Origin of the sequence: Enterobacter cloacae complex sp. P29RS, from assembly GCF_014893445.1 — a bacterium.
GTDB classification, from domain to species: Bacteria; Pseudomonadota; Gammaproteobacteria; order Enterobacterales; family Enterobacteriaceae; genus Enterobacter; species Enterobacter intestinihominis.
Map to the genome: position 1 here is coordinate 1 of NZ_JADBPZ010000027.1, position 24,479 is coordinate 24,479.

Genomic DNA, 24,479 nt, shown 5'->3' on the forward strand with positions numbered 1-24,479 from the left:
CCTGGCACGTTCACCGGTCATGTCGTTACAGAGTAGCAAGGAACATAAAGTGAACGGAATGACCACCACCGCCGTATATTCCCCTCACCCTAACCCTCTCCCCGGAGGGGCGAGGGGATTGCTCAGTGCTCGCATTAATTTGTGGGGAACCCTCAGCCCCGTGGGAGAGGGGCTGTGGGTGAGGGCACCAGGCCTTAACAAACGCTACCCTCTCCCCGTGGGAGAGGGGCTGGGGGTGAGGGCACCAGGCCTTAACAAACGCTACCCTCTCCCTGTGGGAGAGGGGCTGGGGGTGAGGGCACCAGGCCTTAACAAACGCTACCCTCTCCCCGTGGGAGAGGGGCTGTGGGTGAGGGCACCAGACCGCACAATACGCAACCCCGAAAAACCCATCCCAAATCACATTTAAGGGTCGATCTTTGACCTCAACTTCTCTATAATCTTGCGACCCCACGTTACGAGAAGGTTTTTTTCCCGAAACTTTCTATGTGTCGGCATGTGCTATTCGAAGGGGTAGGTTTGCCGGACTTTGTCGTGTGAACCTCAACTGACTAAACGTTTGGGTGTTCACCAACGTGTAACTTATTATTTGGGTAAGCTTTTAATGAAAACTTTTACAGCTAAACCAGAAACCGTACAGCGCGACTGGTATGTTGTTGACGCGACCGGTAAAACTCTGGGCCGTCTGGCTACTGAACTGGCTCGTCGCCTGCGCGGTAAGCATAAAGCGGAATATACTCCGCACGTTGATACCGGTGATTACATCATCGTTCTGAACGCTGACAAAGTTGCTGTTACCGGCAACAAGCGTACTGACAAAATGTACTACCACCACACCGGCCACATCGGTGGTATCAAAGAAGCGACCTTTGAAGAGATGATTGCCCGCCGTCCTGAGCGTGTGATTGAAATCGCGGTTAAAGGCATGCTGCCAAAAGGCCCGCTGGGTCGTGCTATGTTCCGTAAACTGAAAGTTTACGCAGGCAACGAGCACAACCACGCGGCACAGCAACCGCAAGTTCTTGACATCTAATCGGGATTATAGGCAATGGCTGAAAATCAATACTACGGCACTGGTCGCCGCAAAAGTTCCGCAGCTCGCGTTTTCATTAAACCGGGCAGTGGTAAAATCGTAATTAACCAGCGTTCTCTGGAACAATACTTCGGTCGCGAAACTGCCCGCATGGTAGTTCGCCAGCCGCTGGAACTGGTTGATATGGTAGAAAAACTGGATCTGTACATCACCGTTAAAGGTGGTGGTATCTCCGGTCAGGCAGGTGCGATCCGTCACGGTATCACCCGCGCGCTGATGGAGTACGACGAATCCCTGCGTTCTGAACTGCGTAAAGCTGGCTTCGTTACTCGTGACGCTCGTCAGGTTGAACGTAAGAAAGTGGGTCTGCGTAAAGCACGTCGTCGTCCACAGTTCTCCAAACGTTAATCTATTCTGCTTACGCAGAACGATTGGCGAAAAACCCGCTTCGGCGGGTTTTTTTATGGATAATGCGCAGGTTATCCACAGTAACATTTCATATATCTTCTCTTTTTCCACATTTCCGGCATCCCCTCACCACAAAGCCATCAAAATCTGGTAAACTATCATCCAATTTTATGCCCAAATATCGGTGAATACTCGATTTTTGTTCGATTCTTGAACAATGTGTTTTCTCTGGGATGGGCGATACATCATCTGGCTGGCCCCGTTGGGCTGGTAGCAGTAAAAATTCTGAATATACCTGGAGGTTTTCATGGCTGTCGCTGCCAACAAACGTTCGGTAATGACGCTGTTTTCTGGTCCTACTGACATTTATAGCCATCAGGTTCGTATCGTGCTGGCCGAGAAGGGTGTCAGTTTTGAGATCGAGCATGTGGAAAAGGATAACCCGCCTCAGGATCTGATCGATCTCAACCCGAGCCAAAGCGTACCGACGCTGGTGGATCGTGAGCTGACCCTGTGGGAATCCCGTATCATTATGGAATACCTGGATGAGCGTTTCCCGCATCCGCCGCTGATGCCTGTTTACCCTGTTGCGCGTGGTGAAAGCCGCCTGTACATGCAGCGTATCGAGAAAGACTGGTACTCGCTGATGAACGTTATCGTTAACGGTTCCTCTTCAGAAGCGGATGCTGCGCGTAAACAGCTGCGTGAAGAGCTGCTGGCGATTGCGCCGGTATTTGGTCAAAAACCTTTCTTCCTGAGCGATGAGTTCAGCCTGGTAGATTGCTACCTGGCACCGCTGCTGTGGCGCCTGCCAACCCTGGGCGTAGAATTCAGCGGTCCTGGCGCGAAAGAGCTGAAAGGCTACATGACTCGCGTATTCGAACGCGACTCTTTCCTGGCATCCTTAACTGAACCGGAGCGCGAAATGCGTCTCGGCCGAGGCTAATGACTGTGGAAATGTCACAACTTTCACCACGCCGTCCGTATCTGCTGCGCGCCTTCTATGAATGGCTGCTGGATAACCAGCTCACGCCGCACCTGGTTGTGGATGTGACGTTGCCGGGCGTGCAGGTTCCAATGGAATACGCACGCGACGGACAGATTGTACTGAATATTGCGCCACGTGCAGTGGGTAACCTGGAACTGGCGAACGACGAAGTGCGCTTTAATGCGCGTTTCGGCGGCGTGCCGCGTCAGGTTTCCGTTCCGCTGGCTGCGGTTCTGGCTATCTACGCCCGTGAAAACGGTGCAGGTACCATGTTCGAACCGGAAGCGGCTTATGATGAAGAGGTCGCCAGCCTGAACGATGATGGGACATCCGATGAACGTGAAAGCGACACGGTAATGTCTGTGATTGATGGCGATAAACCCGATCATCACGACGACAATGACCCTGATGACGATCCGCCTCCGCGCGGTGGTCGTCCGGCACTCCGTGTCGTCAAATAAACTTCATAAAGCACAATATTTTTTCCGAACCTGCACAGCTGTGCAGGTTTTTTTATTTTCTGCATAAAATTACTCTCTAAAAAACTTGTGTCTTTGCAAAAGATATCGGTCTATTAATTGGTATGGGATTAATCTTGTTGGGTTATTTTCTGTAGGACAGTTAAATTTATCTTCAATAATGTTTTATTTTAATTTGATTGTATCCGATATCACCCTGTGAAAATATATATGTGCGTTAACAAAAACGGATTTTCTTTTAAGGACAAATTATGAATATCACTTTTAAAAAATTATTTTCATCTGCTGCTATTTGTGCAGCCCTCGCCATGTCAAATGCACACGCTGCTAATGATGTGACGTTGAAAGTTATTGGTAATATCGTTCCTGGTTCCTGCGTACCCTCACTGCCAAACGGTGGCGTGGTAGATTATGGCACAATGCCAGCTTCTACCATCAATCCAACTGGCACGGCGAATACACTGGTTCAGTTGGGGGCTAAAAGTATTACTCTCACTATTACCTGTGACAGCGATACCAGCGTTGGGGTGACTTCTACGGATAACCGCCATGATACTCGTGTGGGCCTGGGGAGCGCCGCTTATATTGAAAATGGGTTTTTCGATAATGTAAATGCTAACGCTTCAGGAAACGCCTATGGCTTGGGTAAAACGAGTGCGGGTGTGAATATTGGCTCCTATGTCATTGCAGCAGATCCCGTTAATACAACAACAGATGGTGTTGTCGCTGATCTCATTGCAGCCACAGGTACCGATACATCAAATTATACCTGGGTAAAATCCAGTACGGGTGCTTTTGCACCAGTTAACAGTGGCACAGGCCAGACACGTGTCTTTACGGCTGCTGCATCGGGAACCACCACACCAAAAGCTTTTAAAGTTATGAATATGCCGTTACGCATTACAACTGCGCTTCAGGACAACACTGTATTGGGTACAGGCGATACTATCACGCTTGACGGTAATGCCACGCTGAGCCTTGTTTATCTTTGATATTCGTTATTGCTAAATGCTGTAGAAAATAAATCGGGAAATGAAAATAATGGAATTTAAAAAAGTACTCTCGGCAGCAACCGTCGCCGTAGCCTTCGGTTTATCCGCTTTTGCTGCCCAGGCCGCTAACGATGTTACGCTGAAAGTTGTCGGTACGATTAACCCGGCTGCATGTACGCCGACCCTGCCTGATGGCGGCGTTGTAGATTATGGAACGGTACTGAACCAAAATATTGCACCGACCGGTGCGACAAACAAGCTGGTACAATTGGGGCAGAAAAGCATCACGCTAAATATCAGTTGCGAAAGCAACATGAGCGTTGCTTTTACCTCCACCGATAACCGCCTGGACAGTCGCGTTAACCTGTCTTCAACCGCGTTTATCGCAGGTAGCGGTACGGATAAATCAGACTTCAGCAACACCGCTGGTGCCTTTGGTCTGGGTAAAACCACCGCTGGCGTGAGCATTGGTGCTTACACCGTTGCCATCAATACTGAAGCGGTCACAGCGGATGGCGCGAATGTTGACACCCTGGTAACAGGGAGCATCACTGAAGGCCAGCGTTCCTGGGAGAAAGTTGCGCCAGGCCTGGGTTACCTCTGCTCGCTTAATGGCTGCACGGGCTACCAAAAAGCGAATACCGTAGCAACAGCCGGTACCACGCAGCCAAAAGCCTTCAAACAGCTTAGCGTGCCGTTGCTGGTTACCTCTGCAGTGCAGGATAACTCGGTATTAGGTACGACTGACGTAATTACGCTGGACGGTAACGCAACCATTAGTCTGGTATATCTCTAATAATTTAACGCTTAATTAACGTGGCAATGGTTAGAGTATTTAAAAGCCATTGTCACGCTTTTTTTGCATTAAAATAGCTTTCTCTGCCGCAAGAATAATAAAAATAATGCCGGTATGATTTTTATTTATTTATGTGAGTGGAAAGTCATGAAGAAAATTCTATATCTTGCGTTGTTGGCTGTAGCGACAAAGTGTTGTGCCACCGGTATGGTTCCAGAAACATCGGTTTTATTAGTCGATGCACAAAAAGGCGAAGCCAGTATGAATGTTAAAAATACGGATTCGCAACCTGCATTGCTTTATACAAACATTGTAGATTTACCTGATAGCGATAAATCTATTCGTTTAATCGTTTCTCAACCTGTAGTCCGTGTCGACGCCGGGGAAACACAGCGAATGCGTTTTCTGCTGCAAATCAGCAAACCCATGAAGTATGAAGAACTTAAACGCGTCACGTTCGAAGGCATTCCTCCAAAGGAGAAAGGAGAAGATAAAGTTGCGTTGACTATCCGCCAGGATCTTCCTGTTGTAATTCATCCTGCGGGTCTACCTGAGGAGACGCAGCCATGGAAATTTTTGACATGGAACAAAAAGGGTGATGGCCTGGTTATCAACAATCCCAGCGATTACGTTGTTCGTATAACGGCATCCTTTAAAACATTACCCTCAGGAAAAGCGGGTGTGCTGGATAAGACCTACATCCTTCCTCACACCTCGATAAATACAACATTACCAAATTTCTCTGATAATAAAGTTGAATTCTATCCGGCGAGTCGTTACGGCTATAAAGGGGATCGCTTTACTACAGATTTGAAGTAAGCCTCTATAAGGACAGCAAAGGATATGCAGCAAAAAACGTTACTCGCCTGTCTCATTGGCCTGGTCTGTTCTGGCCAGGCGATGGCTCAGCAGATGGAAACTGCTGCCATTAATTTTGATCAGGAAACGCTTCGTTCACTGGGGATAAACCCGGACGTATCAAATTATTTCTCTCGCAAGACGAAGTATTTACCGGGTAGCGTTTCCGTCGCCCTGAAGGTGAATGGTGATAATAAAGGCAACGTTATTGCTCGTTTCGACAACAACGGCGATCTCTGTTTCGACAAACCTTTTATGGAGCAGGCAGGATTAAAAGTTCCCTCTGACTATGAGTCCGGCTGCTACGATTATACCGGTCATATCCCGAGCGCTATTGTGGAGGCTTCGCCTGCGCAAGAATCTCTAAGTCTGGTTGTACCGGCGGATCGTATAGCAAACAGCGAATCGGATATCGGAGCTTATACTTCCGGTGGCACTGCTGCGCTGTTGAATTATTCTCTTCTCTCCTCGCGCAATGAGTTTGGTGACGGGCACTCTGACTATTCACAGGCCATGCTGGACGGTGGGGTCAATTTCGACGACTGGATCTTACGTACTCAGCAACTGCTGAGCCGGAGCGACGGAGAATTCGAGAGTAATAACTCGTCGACCTATTTGCAGCATACTTTTGTCCCCCTGAAAAGTACCCTGAGGGCGGGCGAGGTCAATATCAATAACTCCCTTCTTCAGGGAACGGGAATCTATGGTATCGAGCTTTCACCGGAGAGCGCCTTACAACAGGGCGGTAGCGGAGTGAGCGTGTCCGGTATCGCCAATACGCCTCAGGCCCGTATTGAAGTGCGTCAGCAAAATGTTCTGGTGTACAGCACACTGGTGCCGGTCGGGCCGTTTAATCTCACCGATGTGCCGGTACGTAACGGCGTTAGCGATCTGAACGTGACGGTAGTGGAAACCGATGGCAGCCAGCACAGCTATGTGGTGCCCGCAGCTCTGTATAACCAGAGCGCAGGGGCGCCTTCAGGATATCACTTCGCGCTGGGACGAGTGAGCGATAGCTATAGTGAAACGCCATGGGTAGCCAGCCTTTCTGGAGGCTGGAAACTAAGCGAACGGGTGAATGTCAACGCAGGCTCAATCGTAGGCGAAGATTACCAGGCTGTCGCCACCAGCCTTGATACAGTGCCGCTACCAGCCTGGCTTGTTTCACTCCAGGCGAACCAGTCCAACGATTCGAAAGATTCACTGAAAGGGCAGAGGTACACGCTATCGGCAACATGGAGTTCTGACCCCGCATTTGGCATGGGGGCTAACGCCTCTGTTACGCATAAATCGCAAGACTATCGCGAACTTTTTGAAGCACTGGATGATGATTTCGACAGCGGTAATAAAAATGAGTATTCCGCCGGGCTGACCTGGAGTGTGCCCTACTTAGGCACGCTTAGCACCAGCTACTACCAAACGCAGGGTTATGATAAGTCAGATGATTCCCGCTTCATCTCTGCGGGTTGGAACAAGTCATTCAAGTACGCCACTATTTCCATGAACTGGCAACATCAGTTGAGTGCAGATGAGGAGAATGAGGATGATGGCGATCTGTTCTACGTCAACCTCAGTATTCCTTTTGGTGCCAGCAATAGCGTTAGCCTGTACAGCCGTCATGATGACCATAAAACGCGGTATGGCGCCTCTGCGCTTGGCGTTGTAAGTGATACCACATCCTGGTCGCTGGGAGCTGAACACGATCAGGCCACGAATCGCGATAATGTAAACGGTGGGATAAGCAGCAACCTTCACTATACGCAGCTTGGCCTGAGCGCCAGTTCGGATAACGAGAATAGCCGCAGCTATTCAGGATCGCTACAGGGGGGCATCGCGGTTCATGGACAAGGCGTTACGTTCTCTCCATGGGCGATCCGCGACACGTTCGCGATCGCTGCTCTGGATAAACCCGTCTCCGGTGTGAGGATTGACACGCCCCAGGGGCCGGTATGGACCGACTTCCGTGGTCAGGCAGTGGTACCGTCAGTGGGAGCCTGGCGCCCAGCGCGGGTAGAAGTGGATACGGAAACATTGCCGAAAAATATGGATATCGGGAATGGAACCCGTGTCGTCACGCTTGGCAAAGGAGCGGTAGGGCATCTTGATTTTACTGCGTTAACCCAGCGACGTGCACTGGTGAACGTTACCCTGGCAAACGGTAAAAAGCTGCCGAAAGGGATCGCCCTTGAGGATTCGCACGGAAATTATCTTACGACCTCAGTGGATGACGGCGTGGTCTTTTTTAACGATGTTGAACCTGCTCAACAGGTGGTGGCAAAACTGGATAACGGCACCTGTGCATTTGGTCTGAAGCTTCCGAAAGAGGCAAATACCGATACATTCTATGAAACTGTCAATGAGGTGTGTAAATGAAGGCGCTTATTTTAGCCGTGTGCGCATTGGCGTTTTCTCTGCATGCTATGGCTGACTGCCAGTTAGTATCAAGCCAGCAAAAACTCAGCTATGGCCGTATGAGTGCCGCAGAGCGCCAGGCGGAAGGGAACAGGTTGATTGAGATGCCGGAGAAACAGATTGTCCTGAACGTGATATGCGATGAACCGTCGCGTATTCGTCTCTTTCTGGGCAGTAACGTACCGAAAGGGCATGAATTTGGTTTTGGTGATAACGGCGTCATGCGCGTTACTGCCGCGCAGGCAACGGTGGACGATCGTACAGTCAATCTGGCGGCTATCCATGCCGGCGACCCGTGGGTTACCAATGGCGGCGTGAGAGAGATCGCGCCAGCGCTTAACGAAGGGATTGCGTTTATCAACGGTCAGGAGCTGCGGGGAAAAACGGCGTCTGTCACGCTTACCATCAAACCGCGCTTCAAAAGTAACCATATTACGGACAGAGAAGTGTGGCGCGGAAATTTACGCGTAAGGATGGATGTACAATGAAAAAGCGTATAGCGCTATTACTCTGCGGAATGTCTGCCGCTTCAGCGGTATGGGCAACTGATACGGTCAATATTGATGTGGATGTCACCGTTGACGCTGCCGCCTGTACACCGGCGTTGAGCAATGGCGGTGTGGCAGATTTCGGCACGCGCTATGCGGGGTCGCTCTCCTCCAGCGCATTCACACAGCTTGGTACTCGCGATCTTACACTATCGGTGACGTGTGAATCTTCTACGGGAGTTGCGATTACCGCGCGTGATACCCGCGCCAGTTCCGTGGTCGTTGGCAAAGATAAATCCGGGCAAGAAGGGGTAAAATTCCAGATAAATAACGGTGCCTATGTGCGTGATACGACCCGCCTGTTTGGTTTAGGATTGACCAGCGAGCAGAAGCCGATTGGCAGTTATGGGGTGCAAATTAACGCGGCAGGCGTGACGGCAGCCGACGAAAGTGCCGCTGTTCAGGTGGAGATCGCCGGGGCCGCGACCAAAAATGGTCCATGGACGCGCACGACGCTATTGCCCTTGCCGACCCAGCAGGACTTTTTCTATACGTTTGTGCAAAAAGGCACGGATATTCCGCAGCCGATCTCATCGGCGGTTGTTCCGCTACAGGTGAGTGCCGCTGTCGCCAACGGGCTTGGCAGCGGGCAAGAGATCAAGTTGGACGGCGAGGCGGTGATTACGCTGGTCTATTTATAATCTCTTTTCTGCAAAAGAATATCGAAAATAGACACGCCAGTTCACCGCTGGCGCCGCGCTTACCAGGTCTGCAAAGAGGCTGCGGTTTGTAGACCTGATAAAGCGTAAACAGGCTGATACGTCTCCGGATGAGATTTCCTGAAGCGATAATTACCGTTTAAAGGTCACCGCTTCCGGCTGCGTCAGATGCAGCGTTGTCTGGCTGGGTACCGTCTCGGCGATAACCCGCCCGTGACGAACAGAATAACGCGCAGGCGTCTGGCGACGAACCGCATCAAAGCCATTTTCGGCCGGTAAAACAACCAGGTTCGCAGAATTACCCACCTTCACGCCGTAGTCCTGCAGGTTGAGCGTTTTCGCGCTGTGGGTGGTGATCAGATTCAGCCCGTCGTTAATCTGCCCGTACCCCATCAGCTGGCAGACGTGTAAACCCATATGCAGCACCTGCAACATATTGGCGGTGCCCAGGGGATACCACGGATCGAAAACGTCATCATGCCCAAAGCAGACGTTGATCCCCGCCTCCAGCATCTCTTTCACGCGCGTTACGCCGCGGCGCTTAGGATAGGTGTCGAAACGGCCCTGAAGGTGGATGTTCACCAGCGGATTGGCGACGAAGTTGATGCCCGACATTTTCAGCAAACGAAACAGGCGGGACGCGTAGGCGCCATTATAGGAGTGCATCGCTGTGGTATGGCTGGCGGTAACGCGCGCGCCCATCCCATCACGGTGCGCCAGCGCGGCGACGGTTTCCACGAAGCGCGACTGTTCATCATCGATTTCGTCGCAGTGTACGTCGATCAGCCTGTCGTACTTCTGCGCCAGTGCGAAGGTTTTGTGCAACGACTCCACACCATACTCGCGGGTAAATTCAAAGTGCGGAATTGCGCCAATGACGTCCGCCCCCATACGCACCGCCTCTTCCAGCAACGCTTCACCGTTGGGATAAGAAAGAATGCCCTCCTGGGGGAACGCCACGATTTGCAGATCGACCCACGGGGCGACCTCCTGCTTCACTTCCAGCATCGCTTTCAGCGCCGTCAGCGTGGGATCGGAGACGTCAACGTGAGTACGCACATGCTGAATGCCGTTGGCCATCTGCCATTTCAGCGTCTGCATTGCGCGGGTCTTAACATCTTCGTGGGTGAGCAGCGCCTTACGTTCAGCCCAGCGCTCAATCCCCTCGAATAAGGTACCAGACTGGTTCCAGTTCGGTTCACCAGCCGTTTGAGTGGTATCCAGATGGATATGCGGCTCAACGAAAGGGGGAATGATCAGCCCGCCTTCAGCATCAAGCACCTGGCCCACAGGTGACGATGCCGCGTCCTGCGGTTCAATACGGCTAAAGCGCCCGTTTTCAATTGCGATCTGCCATAACCCCTCTTGCCCCTGTAAACGGGCCTGACGAATGGTGAGGGTATTATTCTGCATGGGGAGCCTCCGGGGCGGTAGCAAAGGTACGTCTGACTAAGGGGGTTAACAGAAGGTAGCTGAATACGCCACCGAGGACCGCATTCACCGGCACTATACCGGGAATAATATTCCCGGCAGCCACGCCGAGCGCGACCGAAAGAATGGCTACCCAGTTGACCGGCACAAAGGTAGCGCTATGGAAGCTGGCGTAGCGGCGGCGGTTGATCAGATAGTCGGCGATAATCACCCCACCGACGGGAGGGATCGCCGCCGACAGAAAGGTGAGCCAGCCGACAAAGTTATTGTACAGCCACAGCGCGCAGAGCGTGCCGATAATACCGTTAACCACCGACAGCGTGCGGCTGGAAAGGCCGGTCACGTTGGCAAAGCCCAGACCCGACGCATAGAGCGCGTTGTCGTTGGTTGTCCAGATGTTCAGGCCGAGAACGATAATGGCGGGCAGCAGTAGCCCCTGAGCGATCATCACGTCCGAGATATCCGCCTGTCCAACTGCCGCGGCGCCTGCCGCACCGAAGATAAACATCAGCGAGTTGCCAAGGAAAAACGCCACCATTGCCACCACCACGGCGCCTTTCGCGTTACGCCCAAAGCGGACGAAGTCGGCGGTCAGCGTTCCGGCGCTGATGAAGGAGCCGACGACCAGCGCCAGCGCGCCTGAAAAACTGAGCGGGGTCTGTGGCACCATCGCTTTTAAATGATCCAGCCCGCCCACGCCGTGCACCGCCAGCCAGACGGAGTAGCTGCCGAGGATAACTATCGCGGGAACGGCGATGATCGACAGAATCGTCAGCGCTGAGATACCAAAGAAGATGGTCATGGTCATCAACAGACCGGATACCGCGATCAGGATATTGACGTCGATGCCCGTGGCTTTACTCACCGGGATGGCAAACATCGCTACGCCGACGCCAAACCATCCTACCTGCGTACCGCCTAAAAGCATGGAGGGAAGCCAGGAACCTTTTATACCGAACGAGTAACGCGCAAGAAGATGGGTTGAGAGGCCGGTTTTTGCGCCAATGTAGCCAAGAAAAGCAGTGTAAATACCGAGGAGGAGATTGCCGAAGAGAACTGCGAGGAAGAAATCATTATAGGAAAGACCGGTACCGAGTGTACCTCCGGTCCACATACTGGCGGAAAAAAAGGTTAACCCTAACATCACAAAAGTGAGTGGAATCACGCCTTTCCGCGCCGCCAGAGGGACGGGGCCCTGGCTATAATTGTTATCTTGCGACACAACGCCTCCTTGAATTTTGGCCAAAAAATCCGCCGCATAATATACAGTTTTTTCATGAAAGCAAACGTTTACGTCAGGATTTACGCTGCTTTTTTGCTTAAAAAGGTATCATTAACTTAAGGGCAGGCTACTGAAAACAGGCTCCCCAGCGTTCCGCTTTATGCTTCTGCCGGGGAGTCAGAGGGGCTTACACTTCCAGGAAGTTCATGATCCCGTCAGCCGCTTTACGGCCTTCGGCAATCGCCGTGACCACCAGGTCAGAGCCGCGAACGATGTCGCCACCGGCGAAGATTTTCGGGTTGCTGGTCTGGAACGCGTTGTCGCTGCCTTCCGGCGCAATTATGCGGCCCTGAGAGTCCAGCTCTACGCTGTGCTTCGCCAGCCACTCCATGCTGTGAGGACGGAAACCAAACGCCATCACCACGGCGTCAGCCGGGATCACGTGTTCAGAACCGGCCACGATCTCCGCGCGACGACGGCCTTTCGCATCCGGCGCGCCCATCTCCGTGCGCGCCATCTTCACGCCGCTCACTCTACCGTTGGCATTCACCTCAATACCCAGAGGCTGGATGTTGAACTGGAACTCCACGCCCTCTTCACGCGCGTTTTTCACTTCGCGCTTAGAGCCCGGCATGTTCTCTTCGTCACGACGGTAAGCACAGATGACGTGCGCCGCGTTCTGACGAATGGAGGTACGCACGCAGTCCATCGCGGTATCACCGCCGCCCAGCACCACCACGCGTTTGCCTTCCATGCTGACGAACGGCTCATCGGCGGTCTCACCGTAGCCCATGATCTGCCTGGTGTTGGCAATCAGGAACGGCAGCGCGTCGTACACGCCCGGCGCATCTTCGTTCTCCAGACCACCGCGCATGGACTGATAAGTACCCACGCCCAGGAACACGGCGTCGTAATCCTTCAGCAGGTCGTCGAGCTGCACGTCACGGCCCACTTCCACGTTCAGTTTGAACTCAATGCCCATGCCGGTGAAGATTTCGCGGCGGCGGGTCATCACCTCTTTCTCCAGCTTGAAGGCCGGGATACCGAAGGTCAGCAGGCCGCCAATCTCCGGGTGGCGATCAAAGACCACCGCTTTCACGCCGTTACGGGTCAGCACGTCCGCACAGGCAAGGCCTGCCGGGCCCGCGCCGATAATCGCCACGCGCTTGTCGGTTTGACGCACGCCGGTCATATCCGGACGCCAGCCCATTTCGAACGCTTTATCGTTGATATAGCGTTCGATGTTGCCGATGGTCACCGCGCCAAACTCGTCGTTCAGCGTACAGGAGCCTTCACACAGACGATCCTGAGGGCACACGCGGCCGCACACTTCCGGCAGGGTGTTGGTCTGATGAGACAGCTCGGCGGCTTCAAAAATACGCCCTTCGTTGGCCAGCTTCAGCCAGTTCGGGATGTAGTTATGGACCGGACACTTCCATTCGCAGTAAGGGTTACCGCAGGACAGGCAGCGGTCTGCCTGTGCTTTGGCCTGGCCTTCTGAAAACGGCTCGTAGATTTCAACAAATTCAATTTTACGGATCTTCAGCGGTTTCTTTGGCGGATCAACACGCTGAAGGTCGATAAACTGGTAAACGTTCTGGCTCATCTGAATTCCTTACTGCGCCTGCACGCGCAGCTCTGCTGCGCTACGACTACGGTGACCCAACAGGGCTTTAACATCGCTGGACTTCGGCTTAACCAGCGCAAATTTCGCAGAGAACGCCGGCCAGTTGGCCAGGATCTCTTCGCCGCGCGAAGAACCGGTATGCTGCACGTGTTCGGTAATTAAGCCGCGCAGGTGTTCTTCGTGGATGGCCAGCGTATCAACGTCCAGCACTTCCACCAGTTCCGGGTTCACGCGTTTGCGGAACTCACCGTCTTCATCCAGGACGTAGGCAAAACCGCCCGTCATGCCCGCGCCAAAGTTCACGCCGGTTTTACCCAGGACGCACACAATTCCGCCCGTCATGTATTCACAGCCGTTATCGCCGATGCCTTCCACCACGGTGATGGCACCGGAGTTACGCACCGCAAAACGCTCGCCCGCACGGCCCGCGGCAAACAGACGACCGCCGGTTGCACCGTACAGACAGGTATTGCCGATGATGCTTGCTTCATGGCTGCGGAAGGCTGAACCAACCGGAGGACGCACCGCCAGCAGACCGCCCGCCATGCCTTTTCCGACGTAGTCGTTGGCATCACCGGTCAGGTATAACTCAACGCCGCCCGCGTTCCACACACCGAAGCTCTGACCCGCGGTACCGCTGAAGTGCGCGGTAATCGGATCCGACGCCAGGCCCTGGTCACCGTGCGTTTGCGCGATGTAACCGGAGAGGGATGCACCCACGGAACGATCGGTGTTGCGGATATCAAACCAGAACGTTTTGCTCTGCTTCTCATCCACGTACGGCTTCGCCTGTTGCAGCAGCTGCGCGTTCAGCACGCCGTTGTCGAACGGCGGGTTGTTCTCGGTGCAGTAAACCGCTTTGCCAGGATGCGGCTGAGCGGTTTCCAGCAGCTTAGACAGCTCCAGCTTCTGCTGCTTGGCCGTGAAGCCCTCAAGCTCTTTCAGCAGGTCGGTACGGCCAATCAGATCCACCAGACGCTTCACGCCCAGCTGCGCCATCAGCTCGCGGGTTTCACGGGCGATGAAGTCAAAGTAGTTAGTCACTTTGAACGGGAGGCCGTGATAGTGATTCTTACGCAGCTTTTCGTCCTGGGTAGCAACGCCCGTTGCGCAGTTATTCAGGTGGCAAATACGCAGGTATTTACAGCCGAGCGCAACCATCGGGCCGGTACCGAAGCCGAAGCTTTCCGCACCCAGAATCGCCGCTTTGATGATGTCGAGGCCGGTTTTCAGCCCGCCGTCTACCTGCAAACGGATTTTGTGACGCAGGCCGTTGGCGACCAGCGCCTGCTGGGTTTCCACCAGGCCAAGCTCCCACGGACAACCCGCGTATTTTACGGAGGAGAGCGGGCTTGCGCCGGTGCCGCCGTCGTAGCCGGCGATGGTGATCAGATCCGCATAGGCTTTCGCCACGCCGGTGGCGATGGTGCCAACGCCCGGCTCGGAAACCAGCTTCACGGAGATCATCGCTTTCGGGTTGACCTGTTTCAGGTCGAAAATCAGCTGCGCCAGATCCTCGATAGAGTAAATATCGTGGTGCGGCGGCGGGGAGATCAGCGTCACGCCCGGCACCGAGTAGCGAAGCTTAGCGATGTACGGGGTGACTTTATCACCCGGCAGCTGACCGCCTTCACCCGGTTTTGCCCCCTGCGCGACCTTAATCTGGATCACGTCGGCGTTAACCAGGTACGCAGGCGTTACGCCGAAACGGCCGGACGCTACCTGCTTGATACGGGACACTTTATTGGTGCCGTAACGGGCAGGATCTTCACCGCCTTCGCCGGAGTTGGAGTTGCCGCCGATGCTGTTCATGGCTTCCGCCAGCGCTTCGTGGGCTTCCGGGCTCAGCGCGCCGATGGACATCGCCGCGGTATCGAAACGTTTGAACAGCTCAGATGCGGGTTCAACCTCGTCAATGCTGACCGCTTCCTCACCCGGATTGAGGGCAATGAGATCGCGCAGCGTCGCCGCCGGACGGTTGTTCACCAGCTCAGCATACTGCTGATAATCGCTGTACTCGCCGCTTTGCACCGCCTGTTGCAGTGTGCGCACCACGTCCGGGTTATAAGCGTGATACTCACCCCCGTGAACGTATTTCAGCAGACCGCCCTGTTCCAGCGGCTTACGTGCCAGCCAGGCGCGTTTCGACAGGTTCACCAGATCCTGCTGGAAGTCAGCAAAGCCTGCGCCACCGATACGGCTGATCACGCCCTGGAAGCAGAGGTTGGCAACGTCGTCATGCAGACCGACCGCTTCAAACAGCTTCGAGCAGCGGTAAGAGGCGATGGTCGAGATGCCCATTTTGGACATGATCTTGTACAGACCTTTATTGATGCCGTTACGGTAGTTCAGCATCACAGCACGGTAGTCTTTGTCGATCGCGCGGGTATCCACCAGGCGGGCCAGCGTTTCGTAGGCCAGATACGGGTAGATCGCCGTGGCGCCAAAGCCTAACAGCACCGCAAAGTGGTGCGGGTCGCGCGCGCTCGCAGTTTCAACGATGATGTTGGCATCGCAGCGCAGGCTCTTGTCCACCAGACGCGTCTGGATAGCCCCCACCGCCATGGGTGCAGGTACCGGCAGACGGTTTTTCGCGATGTTGCGGTCAGACAGCACCAGCAGAACGGTGCCGTTACGCACCATCTGCTCGGCTTTGTCGCACAGCGCGTTCACCGTCTCTTCGAGGCTCGTTTCGGTCACGTCGAAGGTGATATCGAGCGTGTCGGCGCGATAGTGCTCCTCGGTCATGGTGGTGAGCTGTTTGAAATCGGAGTACAGCAGGATCGGTGATTTAAAGGTCAGACGGTGCGCCTGGCCTTCGGCTTCACAGAATACGTTCATCTCACGGCCGATGCTGGTGGCCAGCGACATGACGTGGGCTTCGCGCAGCGGATCGATTGGCGGGTTGGTGACTTGCGCAAACTGCTGACGGAAATAGTCGTAAATAATGCGTGGCTGGCTGGAGAGCACAGCAAACGGGGTATCGTCACCCATTGAGCCGACCGCTTCCTGGCCGTTTTCGCCGAGCACGCGAATAACCGAGTCCAGCTCTTCCGCGCTGTAGTTAAACTGCTTCTGGAAGCTCGCGAGGGTGTCATCGTCCAGCTCGCGGCTACCCACTTCTTCGTCCGACAGATCTTCAAACGGCACCAGACGACGCACGTTTTTCTCCATCCACTCTTTGTACGGATGGCGGCTCTTCAGATCGTTGTCGGTTTCAGCAGAGTGCAGAATACGCCCACCGCGGGTGTCGATCACCATCAGCTCACCCGGTCCGACGCGGCCTTTCTCGACCACTTCGTCTGGCTGGTAATCCCAGATACCCACTTCAGAGGCACAGGTGATGAGCTTGTCTTTGGTAATGACATAGCGCGCCGGACGCAGACCGTTACGGTCCAGGTTACAGGCGGCAAAACGTCCGTCGGACATAACGATGCCTGCCGGGCCATCCCACGGCTCCATGTGCATGGAGTTAAAGTCAAAGAACGCGCGCAGCTCAGGGTCCATATCCGGGTTGTTCTGCCAGGCCGGCGGTACAAGCAGACGCATGGCGCGCACGATATCCATCCCGCCCGCCAGCAGCAGTTCCAGCATGTTATCCATTGAGCTGGAGTCCGAGCCGGTTTCGTTCACGAACGGCGCGGCATCGTGCAGGTCCGGGATCAGCGGGGTCTGGAACTTATAGGTACGGGCGCGGGCCCACTGGCGGTTACCGGTGATGGTGTTGATCTCACCGTTGTGCGCCAGGTAGCGGAACGGCTGAGCCAGCGGCCAGCGTGGAACGGTGTTGGTGGAGAAGCGCTGGTGGAACAGGCAAATGGCCGATTCCAGACGCAGATCCGCCAGGTCCAGGTAGAAGCGCGGCAGGTCAGCCGGCATGCACAGACCTTTATAGATGTTCACCAGGTTAGAGAGGCTACAGACGTAGAACTCTTTATCGTCCTGAAGACGTTTTTCAATGCGGCGGCGGGCAATAAACAGACGGCGTTCCATATCACGCGGACGCCAGCCCGCAGGCGCGTTGACGAAAATCTGTTCAATACGAGGCAGCGAGGAGAGGGCGATTTCACCGAGCACCCCTTCGTTGGTTGGCACATCGCGCCAGCCGACAATCGACAGGGTTTCACGCTGAAGTTCTTCTTCAACGATGCGGCGTGACGCGGCAGCTTTTTCAGGATCCTGATTCAGGAACAGCATACCGACAGCGTAGTTTTTGGCTAAACGCCAGCCGCGCTCTTCCGCCACGATGCGGAAGAAACGATCCGGTTTTTGCAGCAGCAGACCGCAACCGTCGCCGGTTTTACCATCGGCAAGGATGGCGCCACGGTGCTGCATACGGGCCAGTGCGTGAATAGCAGTACGCACTACCTTGTGGCTAGGTTCGCCTTCTATGTGGGCGATCAGGCCGAAACCACAGTTATCCTTCTCAAGGGATTTATCGTACAACATATCAGTGAACCTCCCCAGGCTCGTCGGGCTTCCCACTGAACTTTACCGTGGCGCACAGGCGCAGAAAGAGCATGGCGACGGGGTTAGCGTTTCATACGCGGACCTCGCATTCGCCCTCTTTTTCATCCTTTCGCGCAGGTAAACAAGTTTGAGGACTTGCTTCAGAGGGAATCTCAATTACTGCATAAATATGATGAGCAGGCCGCTCATCCAGAAAGCTTCCAGCGGATTTCCAACTTATCGGGAATTGGTACACAGGTCAAATGGCAATCTTATTTATACAAAAATGTGCTAAAGAGTGGTCATATTGTTGTTTTTATTGATGATTTCACTATTTTTACAACCACTTAAAGCGCCGGGAAGGTGCAGGGGAGTGTGATCTGACTCACTATATGAAAGCGGTATTATCAATGCAGCGTGCTGAAATGCAGATTTATAGCAGAATAATAATCTGGGGTGGCATTCAAACCCGCATAAAATCACTGTTTTTCAGACCTGGCGCTATAAATGAAAAAAACCATCAGAACATAAGGAAAAGTAATTACGTGCAGGGTGAATGAAATCTCGGTAATCGTGATTATTTATTCAAATAGATAAAGGCCGTCCAGGGCGATTGATCCAGGTCATCGCCGACAGAGGCTAAAAATGGCAGGCTTGTCCCCTTTCTTCGGGACGGTCTATCAGATTATGCAGTTACAGAAATTAGTCAATATGTTTGGTGGGGATCTTTTGCAGCGCTACGGACAAAAGGTTCACAAACTGACGCTGCACGGCGGCTTTAGCTGTCCGAACCGCGATGGCACCATCGGGCGTGGTGGCTGCACCTTCTGTAACGTGGCCTCGTTTGCTGATGAAGCTCAACAGCATAAATCTATCGCTGAACAGCTCGCCCATCAGGCGAGTCTGGTGAACCGCGCGAAGCAATATCTGGCCTATTTCCAGGCCTACACCAGCACGTGGGCGGAGGTGCAGGTGCTGCGCGCTATGTATCAACAGGCGGTTGCTCAAGCGAACATTGTCGGGCTGTGCGTGGGGACGCGTCCGGACTGCGTGCCGGACGCCGTGCTGGATTTACTTAGCGAGTACAAAGAGAAGGGCTACGAGATCTGGCTGGAGCTGGGCTTGCAGACCGCGCACGACAAAACCCTGCACCGTATCAATCGCGGGCATGATTTTGCCTGCTACCAGCGCACCACGCGTCTCGCCCGCGAGCGTGGATTAAAAGTCTGCTCGCATCTGATTGTCGGCTTGCCGGGAGAAGGGCAGCAGCATGGTCTTGAAACGCTGGAAAAAGTCGTCGAGACCGGCGTGGACGGCATTAAGCTGCACCCGCTGCATATTGTTACGGGAAGCATTATGGCGAAAGCCTGGGAAGCGGGGCGGTTAAGTGGTATCGAACTCGACGACTATACGGTGACGGCGGGGGAGATGATTCGCCACACGCCGCCGGAGATTGTTTACCACCGCATCTCGGCAAGCGCCCGCCGCCCAACGCTTCTGGCACCGCTCTGGTGTGAGAACCGCTGGACGGGGATGCTGGAAATCGACCGCTATCTACAGGAGAACGGCGTACAGGGGTCGGCGCTTGGCCGCCCGTGGGTTCCACCGCTACCGGCGACGGCCGCCTAACAGACTTCCCAGCATGCCGCGCACTATCTGGTTGGTAATCTGACGCGTCGCGCTTTTTGCCATGGTCTGCACCACGCCATCGCGTTTGCCGCCGCGCGGCCCGGTGCTGCCGAACAGAATATCTTTCAGCCCGCCGAGAATGCCGTCGTCCACGGCTACAGATTGCCCTTTGGCGGCAGGCGCATTCTGCGATTCGGCAGTCGCCTGCACCCCTTTTTGCAGCATCTCGAACGCGGATTCGCGATCCACCTCGTCTTCATACTTCCCGTACACCGGGGAGTGGTTGATCAGGCCGTTGCGTTCATCGTCCGTTACTGGCCCCATGCGCGAGCAGGGCGCAATCACCATCGCGCGCTCGACAACTGTCGGGCTGCCTTTTGCATCGAGGAACGAAATCAGCGCTTCACCGGTGCCCAGCGCCTGAATGGCGGTTTCGGTATCAAAGGCCGGATTGGCACGCATGGTTTGCGCCGCGGCTTTCACCGCTTTTTGATCTTTCGGCGTAAAGGCGCGCAGGGCGTGCTGCACGCGGTTACCCAGTTGCCCCAGTACGTTGTCCGGAATATCCGACGGGTTTTGCGACACAAACCAGACCCCGACGCCTTTGGAGCGGATCAGGCGGATAACCTGTTCAATTTTATCCAGCAGCACCTGCGGCGCGTCGTTAAACAACAGGTGCGCTTCGTCAAAGAAGAACACCAGTTTGGGTTTTTCCAGATCGCCTGCTTCCGGCAGTTGTTCGTAGAGTTCAGAGAGCATCCACAGCAGGCTGGCGGCGTAGAGCTTCGGCATCTGGTAGAGCTTCTCTGCGCTCAGAATGTTGATGATGCCTTTGCCGCTGCTGTCGGTGCGCATCCAGTCTTTGATATCCAGCATTGGCTCGCCGAAGAAATGCTCGGCGCCCTGTTGCTCCAGCGTCAGGAGCCCGCGCTGAATGGCGCCCACCGAGGCGCTGCTGATATTGCCGTACTGGTTCTGGAAGGATTTGGCGTTATCGCCAATGTACTGGGTGATGGCGCGCAGATCTTTGAAGTCGAGCAGCAGTAAGCCCTGATCGTCGGCGATACGGAAAATAATGTTCAGCACCCCGGACTGCACGTCGTTAAGATTAAGCAGACGGGCCAGCAGCAAAGGGCCGAGGTCGGAGACGGTGGCGCGCACCGGATGCCCTTTTTCGCCGAAGATATCCCAGACCACCACTGGATTACCGTGCGGCGTCCAGTCCGTGATGCCGATATTTTTCAGGCGCTCGAGCAGTTTTTCTGACGCCGTGCCTTCCTGAGCCACCCCGGTTAAATCGCCCTTCACGTCAGCCATAAAAACCGGCACGCCAGCCTCGGACAACGACTCAGCCAGCTTTTGCAGGGTGACGGTTTTTCCCGTCCCGGTCGCGCCGGTGATCAGGCCATGACGGTTCGCCATCGCGGGCAGTAAAAACAGCTCTTTTTCCAGCGTCCTGGCGATTAACAATGGTGTACTCATGATGCACGTCCTCTCGTAGTCCTGGGTGGAGTATAGGCAACCTGACGGCAAAACGTCTGCGTAAATTCCTCACTTTGCGGCGCATTATCCAGTGCGGACTATGCTTTTGCATACGGTAAACAAAATTTTGGGAAACTATGTCCAGATTCTTTTTTAACGACCGCAAACAGCTTGTCAACGATGCCATTGAAGGCATACTTCTCTCCGCGCCGCACGGTAATCTCGTCAAACTGGATATCGATCCGGCCATCCGCGTGGTGGCACGCGGCGACTGGGATAAAAGCCGCGTGGCGGTGATCTCCGGTGGCGGCTCCGGCCATGAACCGGCACATGCCGGGTTCGTCGGTAAAGGCATGCTTACCGCAGCGGTGTGTGGCGATTTGTTCGCCTCCCCAAGCGTGGATGCGGTCCTCAATGCCATTGTGGCGGTGACGGGCGATCGTGGCTGCCTGCTAATTGTGAAAAACTACACCGGCGACCGGCTTAACTTTGGCCTGGCAGCGGAAAAAGCCAAACGCTACGGCCTGAAGGTGGAGATGGTTATCGTCGCGGATGATATTGCCCTGCCGGATAACAAGCAGCCGCGTGGTATCGCGGGAACGGCGCTGGTGCATAAGATTGCGGGATATGCGGCAGAGCAGGGGAAATCGCTAAACGACGTGCGGGATATAGCGCAACAGGCCTGCGATAACCTCTGGAGCCTGGGCGTGGCGATGCAAACGTGCAACCTGCCGGGCAGCGATGATGAAGAGGGGCGCATAAAACAAGGCCATGTCGAGCTGGGTTTGGGCATTCACGGCGAGCCGGGAGCTTCCGTCGTGGATACGCAAAACAGCAAAGCCATTATCGACACGCTGGTGACGCCGTTACGCGCGCAGGCGGGGGACGGGCGCTTTGCGGTGCTGATCAACAACCTCGGCGGCGTGTCAGCGCTGGAGATGGCTCTGCTCACCAAAGAGCTGGCGCATTCGGCGCTGAAAGAGAACATTGCGTATCTGATTGGCCCGGCGCCGCTGGTGAGTGCGCTGGATATGAAAGGGTTTTCGCTAACGCTGCTGAAGCTCAACGATTTCTTCGAGAAGGCGATTCACGCCGAGGTCGAGACGCTGGGCTGGCAGAAGCCCGTCGCGTTCGCGCCCCTGCGTACCGTCCCCCATAGCGCCCTTCGTGACCGCGTGGAATATACCCCATCGGACAATCCGCAGGTGAGCGAGGCCGTCGCTTCGGTAACGAAGACATTGATCCAGCTGGAAAACCGCCTCAACGCGCTGGATGCTAAAGTAGGCGATGGCGATACGGGCTCCACCTTTGCGCAAGGGGCGCGGGATATTGCGCAGCGACTTGAGGAGAACAACCTGCCCCTTAACGACGTGCCGACATTACTCCTGCTGGTGGGGGAGCGGCTGGCTACGGTAATGGGCGGGTCGAGCGGGGTGCTGATGTCGATCTTCTTCACGGCGGCAGGACAAAAGCTTCACGATGGACAGCCGCTACCAGAAGCATTGTTGAGCGGACTGGCGCAGATGAAGCAGTATGGCGGTGCAGATCTCGGCGATCGTACGCTGATCGATGCCCTGCAACCGGCGCTGGAGGCATTAAGGGATGGCGATCTGCGGACGGCGGCGCAGGCTGCGCAGCAGGGTGCCGAAGCAACGGCGAAAATGGCGAAAGCCGGCGCGGGACGCTCGTCGTATGTCAATAAAGAGAGCCTGGATGGGGTGATGGATCCGGGAGCGGTCGCGGTGGCAGAAGTACTTAACGTATTGGCGCGGCAGTGAAAGTAGGCCGGGTCAGGCGAAGCCGCCACCCGGCAAACTCACATCAGAAATCCGCTTTCAACACTACGCGGTAGCGGGCTTTACCGTCACGCACGTGCTGGATCGCTTCGTTGATTTTTGACATCGGGTACAGCTCGGTGGTGGGTGCCACTTTTGTGCGTCCGGCAAACTTCATCAGCTTGCGTAACTCATATGGCGTGCCGGTAGCAGATCCGGATACGCTGCGATCGCCGCCGATCAGGGTAAACGCCGGAACCGGCAGCGGCTTCATCACCGCACCCACGGTGTGGAAGTTACCACCGTAGGCCAGGGCCTCAAAGTACGGCTGCCAGTCGAGATCGACGTTGACGGTGTTGATGATCAGGTCAAACTGACCTGCCAGAGCGGTGAGCGCCTCGGGATCGCGACTGTTCACCACTTTATCCGCACCCATCGCCAGCACTTCCTGCTCTTTCGCCGGGTTAGAGCTGAACGCCGTCACTTCACAGCCCATCGCGTGCAGCAGTTTGATGGCAATATGCCCCAGCCCGCCAATACCGATCACGCCCACGCGGCTGGTGGCAGTTACGTGATGCATCAGCAGCGGTTTAAATACGGTGATACCGCCACACAGCAGCGGACCTGCTGATTCAATATCAATGCTGTCCGGCAGCGGGATAACCCATTGCCAGTCGGCGCGTAGTTTATCGGCGAAACCACCCTTGTTCAGGATGGTCGGCGTAGCGCCCTCAAGGCAGTTGATCTGGTTACCGCTAATACAGGCGTCGCAGTGGCCGCAGCTGCGTGCCGTCCAGCCGATACCCACGCGCTGGCCCACTTTCAGCCCTTTGTCCTGCGCGGCGCTGCCGAGCGCCACGACGCGGCCAATGACTTCGTGCCCGGCAACCAGCGGATAGCTGGAAAAGCCCCATTCATTGTCGATCATCGAGAGGTCTGAATGGCAGATCCCGCAGTAATCCACCTGTACTTCGACGTCTTCCGCTTTTAGTTCGCCCGCATCGTACTCGTACAGCTCAAGTTCTGCACCCGCCTGCGGTGCGGCGTAGCTTTTTATCTTCGACATCGCGTTTCCCCTGTTTTGGTGTGAACTGTGAGTGTAGAGCATTCAGTTTACAGACGCTTAACAGAAGACGGCAGGAACAAAACTTACAGACTTTTCAGCATCCTGACTTCGCAGTCCACGTGGCCCGTGCAGCCCAGTGGCGCATCGATATGCTCAAAGCCCAGATGTTCATACAGGCCAATGGCCTCTTTAAGGAAAGCGGTGGTTTCAAGGTAGCAACGTTTAAAGCCCTGTGAGCGTGCATGTTCCAGGGCGACCAGCGCCAGCTTTTTCGCCAGGCCTTGTCCGCGTATCGTTGGCAGGAAATACATTTTCTGGAGTTCACAGATATCCGGCTCGCTGCAGAGCAGGGGGGCAATGCCGCCGCCGCCCACGACCTGGCCGTCCTGCTCGATGACCCAATAGGCATGGCCCGGCTGGTTGTACAGCTGAAAAAGTTCGTCCAGATTGGGATCGGCCACGGTGTAGCCTTTGTCGGCGGTCAGGCCATATTCGGCCGATACCGTGCGGATAACGGCGGCGATAGCCGGGTTGTCCTGCTCAGTGATCCGACGCATTGTCGTCGCGACGGGGGTAATCACGCTCATAGCATTACTCATGACAAAAATTGACACACAACTGCTGT

The 24,479-nt window shown here is 54.9% G+C and carries 19 protein-coding genes; 12 read left to right on the plus strand and 7 right to left on the minus strand.

Features of this window, described 5'->3' with window-relative positions:
- The first annotated feature begins 604 nt into the window (after positions 1 to 604).
- The 10 genes from rplM (at position 605) to IM282_RS18620 (ending at position 9,155) form a co-directional block, all read left to right on the plus strand.
- On the plus strand, positions 605 to 1,033 hold the full coding sequence (rplM, locus tag IM282_RS18575; protein WP_003860434.1) for a 50S ribosomal protein L13: 429 nt from the start codon (positions 605 to 607) through the stop codon (positions 1,031 to 1,033).
- Positions 1,034 to 1,048: 15 nt separating this feature from the next.
- Positions 1,049 to 1,441, plus strand: a complete 393-nt coding sequence (gene rpsI / locus IM282_RS18580) for a 30S ribosomal protein S9 (protein WP_003860436.1) — start codon at positions 1,049 to 1,051, stop codon at positions 1,439 to 1,441.
- A gap of 307 nt (positions 1,442 to 1,748) precedes the next feature.
- Positions 1,749 to 2,387, plus strand: coding sequence for a stringent starvation protein SspA (gene sspA / locus IM282_RS18585; RefSeq protein ID WP_003860438.1), 639 nt, complete (start codon positions 1,749 to 1,751; stop codon positions 2,385 to 2,387).
- A 5-nt stretch (positions 2,388 to 2,392) separates the two neighbouring features.
- Entirely contained in the window at positions 2,393 to 2,890 is a 498-nt protein-coding gene (gene sspB / locus IM282_RS18590) for a ClpXP protease specificity-enhancing factor (RefSeq protein ID WP_032622090.1), read from the plus strand.
- A 269-nt stretch (positions 2,891 to 3,159) separates the two neighbouring features.
- Entirely contained in the window at positions 3,160 to 3,900 is a 741-nt protein-coding gene (locus IM282_RS18595; protein ID WP_022649551.1) for a DUF1120 domain-containing protein, read from the plus strand.
- Positions 3,901 to 3,949: 49 nt separating this feature from the next.
- Positions 3,950 to 4,696 carry a DUF1120 domain-containing protein gene (locus IM282_RS18600; protein WP_022649550.1) on the plus strand — a complete coding sequence of 249 codons (747 nt, stop codon included), beginning with the start codon at positions 3,950 to 3,952 and terminating at the stop codon, positions 4,694 to 4,696.
- A 147-nt stretch (positions 4,697 to 4,843) separates the two neighbouring features.
- Complete coding sequence (locus tag IM282_RS18605) at positions 4,844 to 5,515, plus strand: fimbria/pilus chaperone family protein (protein WP_192970716.1); 672 nt, start codon at positions 4,844 to 4,846, stop codon at positions 5,513 to 5,515.
- A 24-nt stretch (positions 5,516 to 5,539) separates the two neighbouring features.
- Entirely contained in the window at positions 5,540 to 7,927 is a 2,388-nt protein-coding gene (locus IM282_RS18610; RefSeq protein ID WP_045308046.1) for a fimbrial biogenesis usher protein, read from the plus strand.
- Positions 7,924 to 8,454 (plus strand): hypothetical protein, encoded by a 531-nt coding sequence (locus tag IM282_RS18615; RefSeq protein ID WP_192970717.1) that lies wholly within the window; start codon positions 7,924 to 7,926, stop codon positions 8,452 to 8,454. Before IM282_RS18610 ends, IM282_RS18615 begins: the two co-directional genes overlap by 4 nt.
- The gene (locus IM282_RS18620) at positions 8,451 to 9,155 is read left to right on the plus strand and encodes a DUF1120 domain-containing protein (protein ID WP_022649546.1); all 705 of its coding nucleotides are present in this window, start codon (positions 8,451 to 8,453) and stop codon (positions 9,153 to 9,155) included. Before IM282_RS18615 ends, IM282_RS18620 begins: the two co-directional genes overlap by 4 nt.
- 150 nt (positions 9,156 to 9,305) lie before the next feature.
- Here the strand turns inward: IM282_RS18620 and codA are convergent, their stop codons facing one another.
- From codA to gltB, 4 genes are all read right to left on the minus strand, one after another.
- Positions 9,306 to 10,586, minus strand: coding sequence for a cytosine/isoguanine deaminase (gene codA / locus IM282_RS18625; protein ID WP_063147841.1), 1,281 nt, complete (start codon positions 10,584 to 10,586; stop codon positions 9,306 to 9,308).
- Positions 10,576 to 11,826 (minus strand): cytosine permease, encoded by a 1,251-nt coding sequence (gene codB / locus IM282_RS18630; RefSeq protein WP_046620941.1) that lies wholly within the window; start codon positions 11,824 to 11,826, stop codon positions 10,576 to 10,578. Before codB ends, codA begins: the two co-directional genes overlap by 11 nt.
- Before the next feature lie 187 nt (positions 11,827 to 12,013).
- Entirely contained in the window at positions 12,014 to 13,432 is a 1,419-nt protein-coding gene (gene gltD, locus IM282_RS18635) for a glutamate synthase subunit GltD (protein ID WP_032626441.1), read from the minus strand.
- A 9-nt stretch (positions 13,433 to 13,441) separates the two neighbouring features.
- Positions 13,442 to 17,902, minus strand: a complete 4,461-nt coding sequence (gene gltB / locus IM282_RS18640) for a glutamate synthase large subunit (RefSeq protein ID WP_022649542.1) — start codon at positions 17,900 to 17,902, stop codon at positions 13,442 to 13,444.
- Between the two features lie 687 nt (positions 17,903 to 18,589).
- On the opposite strand from gltB, the gene IM282_RS18645 reads away from it, so the two are divergent.
- Entirely contained in the window at positions 18,590 to 19,531 is a 942-nt protein-coding gene (locus IM282_RS18645) for a TIGR01212 family radical SAM protein (protein ID WP_096147825.1), read from the plus strand.
- Here IM282_RS18645 and IM282_RS18650 read toward each other — a convergent pair.
- On the minus strand, positions 19,511 to 21,013 hold the full coding sequence (locus tag IM282_RS18650) for a helicase HerA-like C-terminal domain-containing protein (RefSeq protein ID WP_022649540.1): 1,503 nt from the start codon (positions 21,011 to 21,013) through the stop codon (positions 19,511 to 19,513). The two genes, IM282_RS18645 and IM282_RS18650, sit on opposite strands and share 21 nt — an antisense overlap.
- A 137-nt stretch (positions 21,014 to 21,150) precedes the next feature.
- On the opposite strand from IM282_RS18650, the gene IM282_RS18655 reads away from it, so the two are divergent.
- Positions 21,151 to 22,791: a dihydroxyacetone kinase subunit DhaK gene (locus tag IM282_RS18655; RefSeq protein WP_192970718.1), complete on the plus strand. Its 1,641-nt coding sequence runs from the start codon at positions 21,151 to 21,153 to the stop codon at positions 22,789 to 22,791.
- A gap of 43 nt (positions 22,792 to 22,834) precedes the next feature.
- Here the strand turns inward: IM282_RS18655 and IM282_RS18660 are convergent, their stop codons facing one another.
- Complete coding sequence (locus IM282_RS18660) at positions 22,835 to 23,854, minus strand: NAD(P)-dependent alcohol dehydrogenase (RefSeq protein WP_022649538.1); 1,020 nt, start codon at positions 23,852 to 23,854, stop codon at positions 22,835 to 22,837.
- Positions 23,855 to 23,937: 83 nt separating this feature from the next.
- Complete coding sequence (locus IM282_RS18665) at positions 23,938 to 24,441, minus strand: GNAT family N-acetyltransferase (protein ID WP_022649537.1); 504 nt, start codon at positions 24,439 to 24,441, stop codon at positions 23,938 to 23,940.
- Between the last annotated feature and the right edge of the window lie 38 nt (positions 24,442 to 24,479).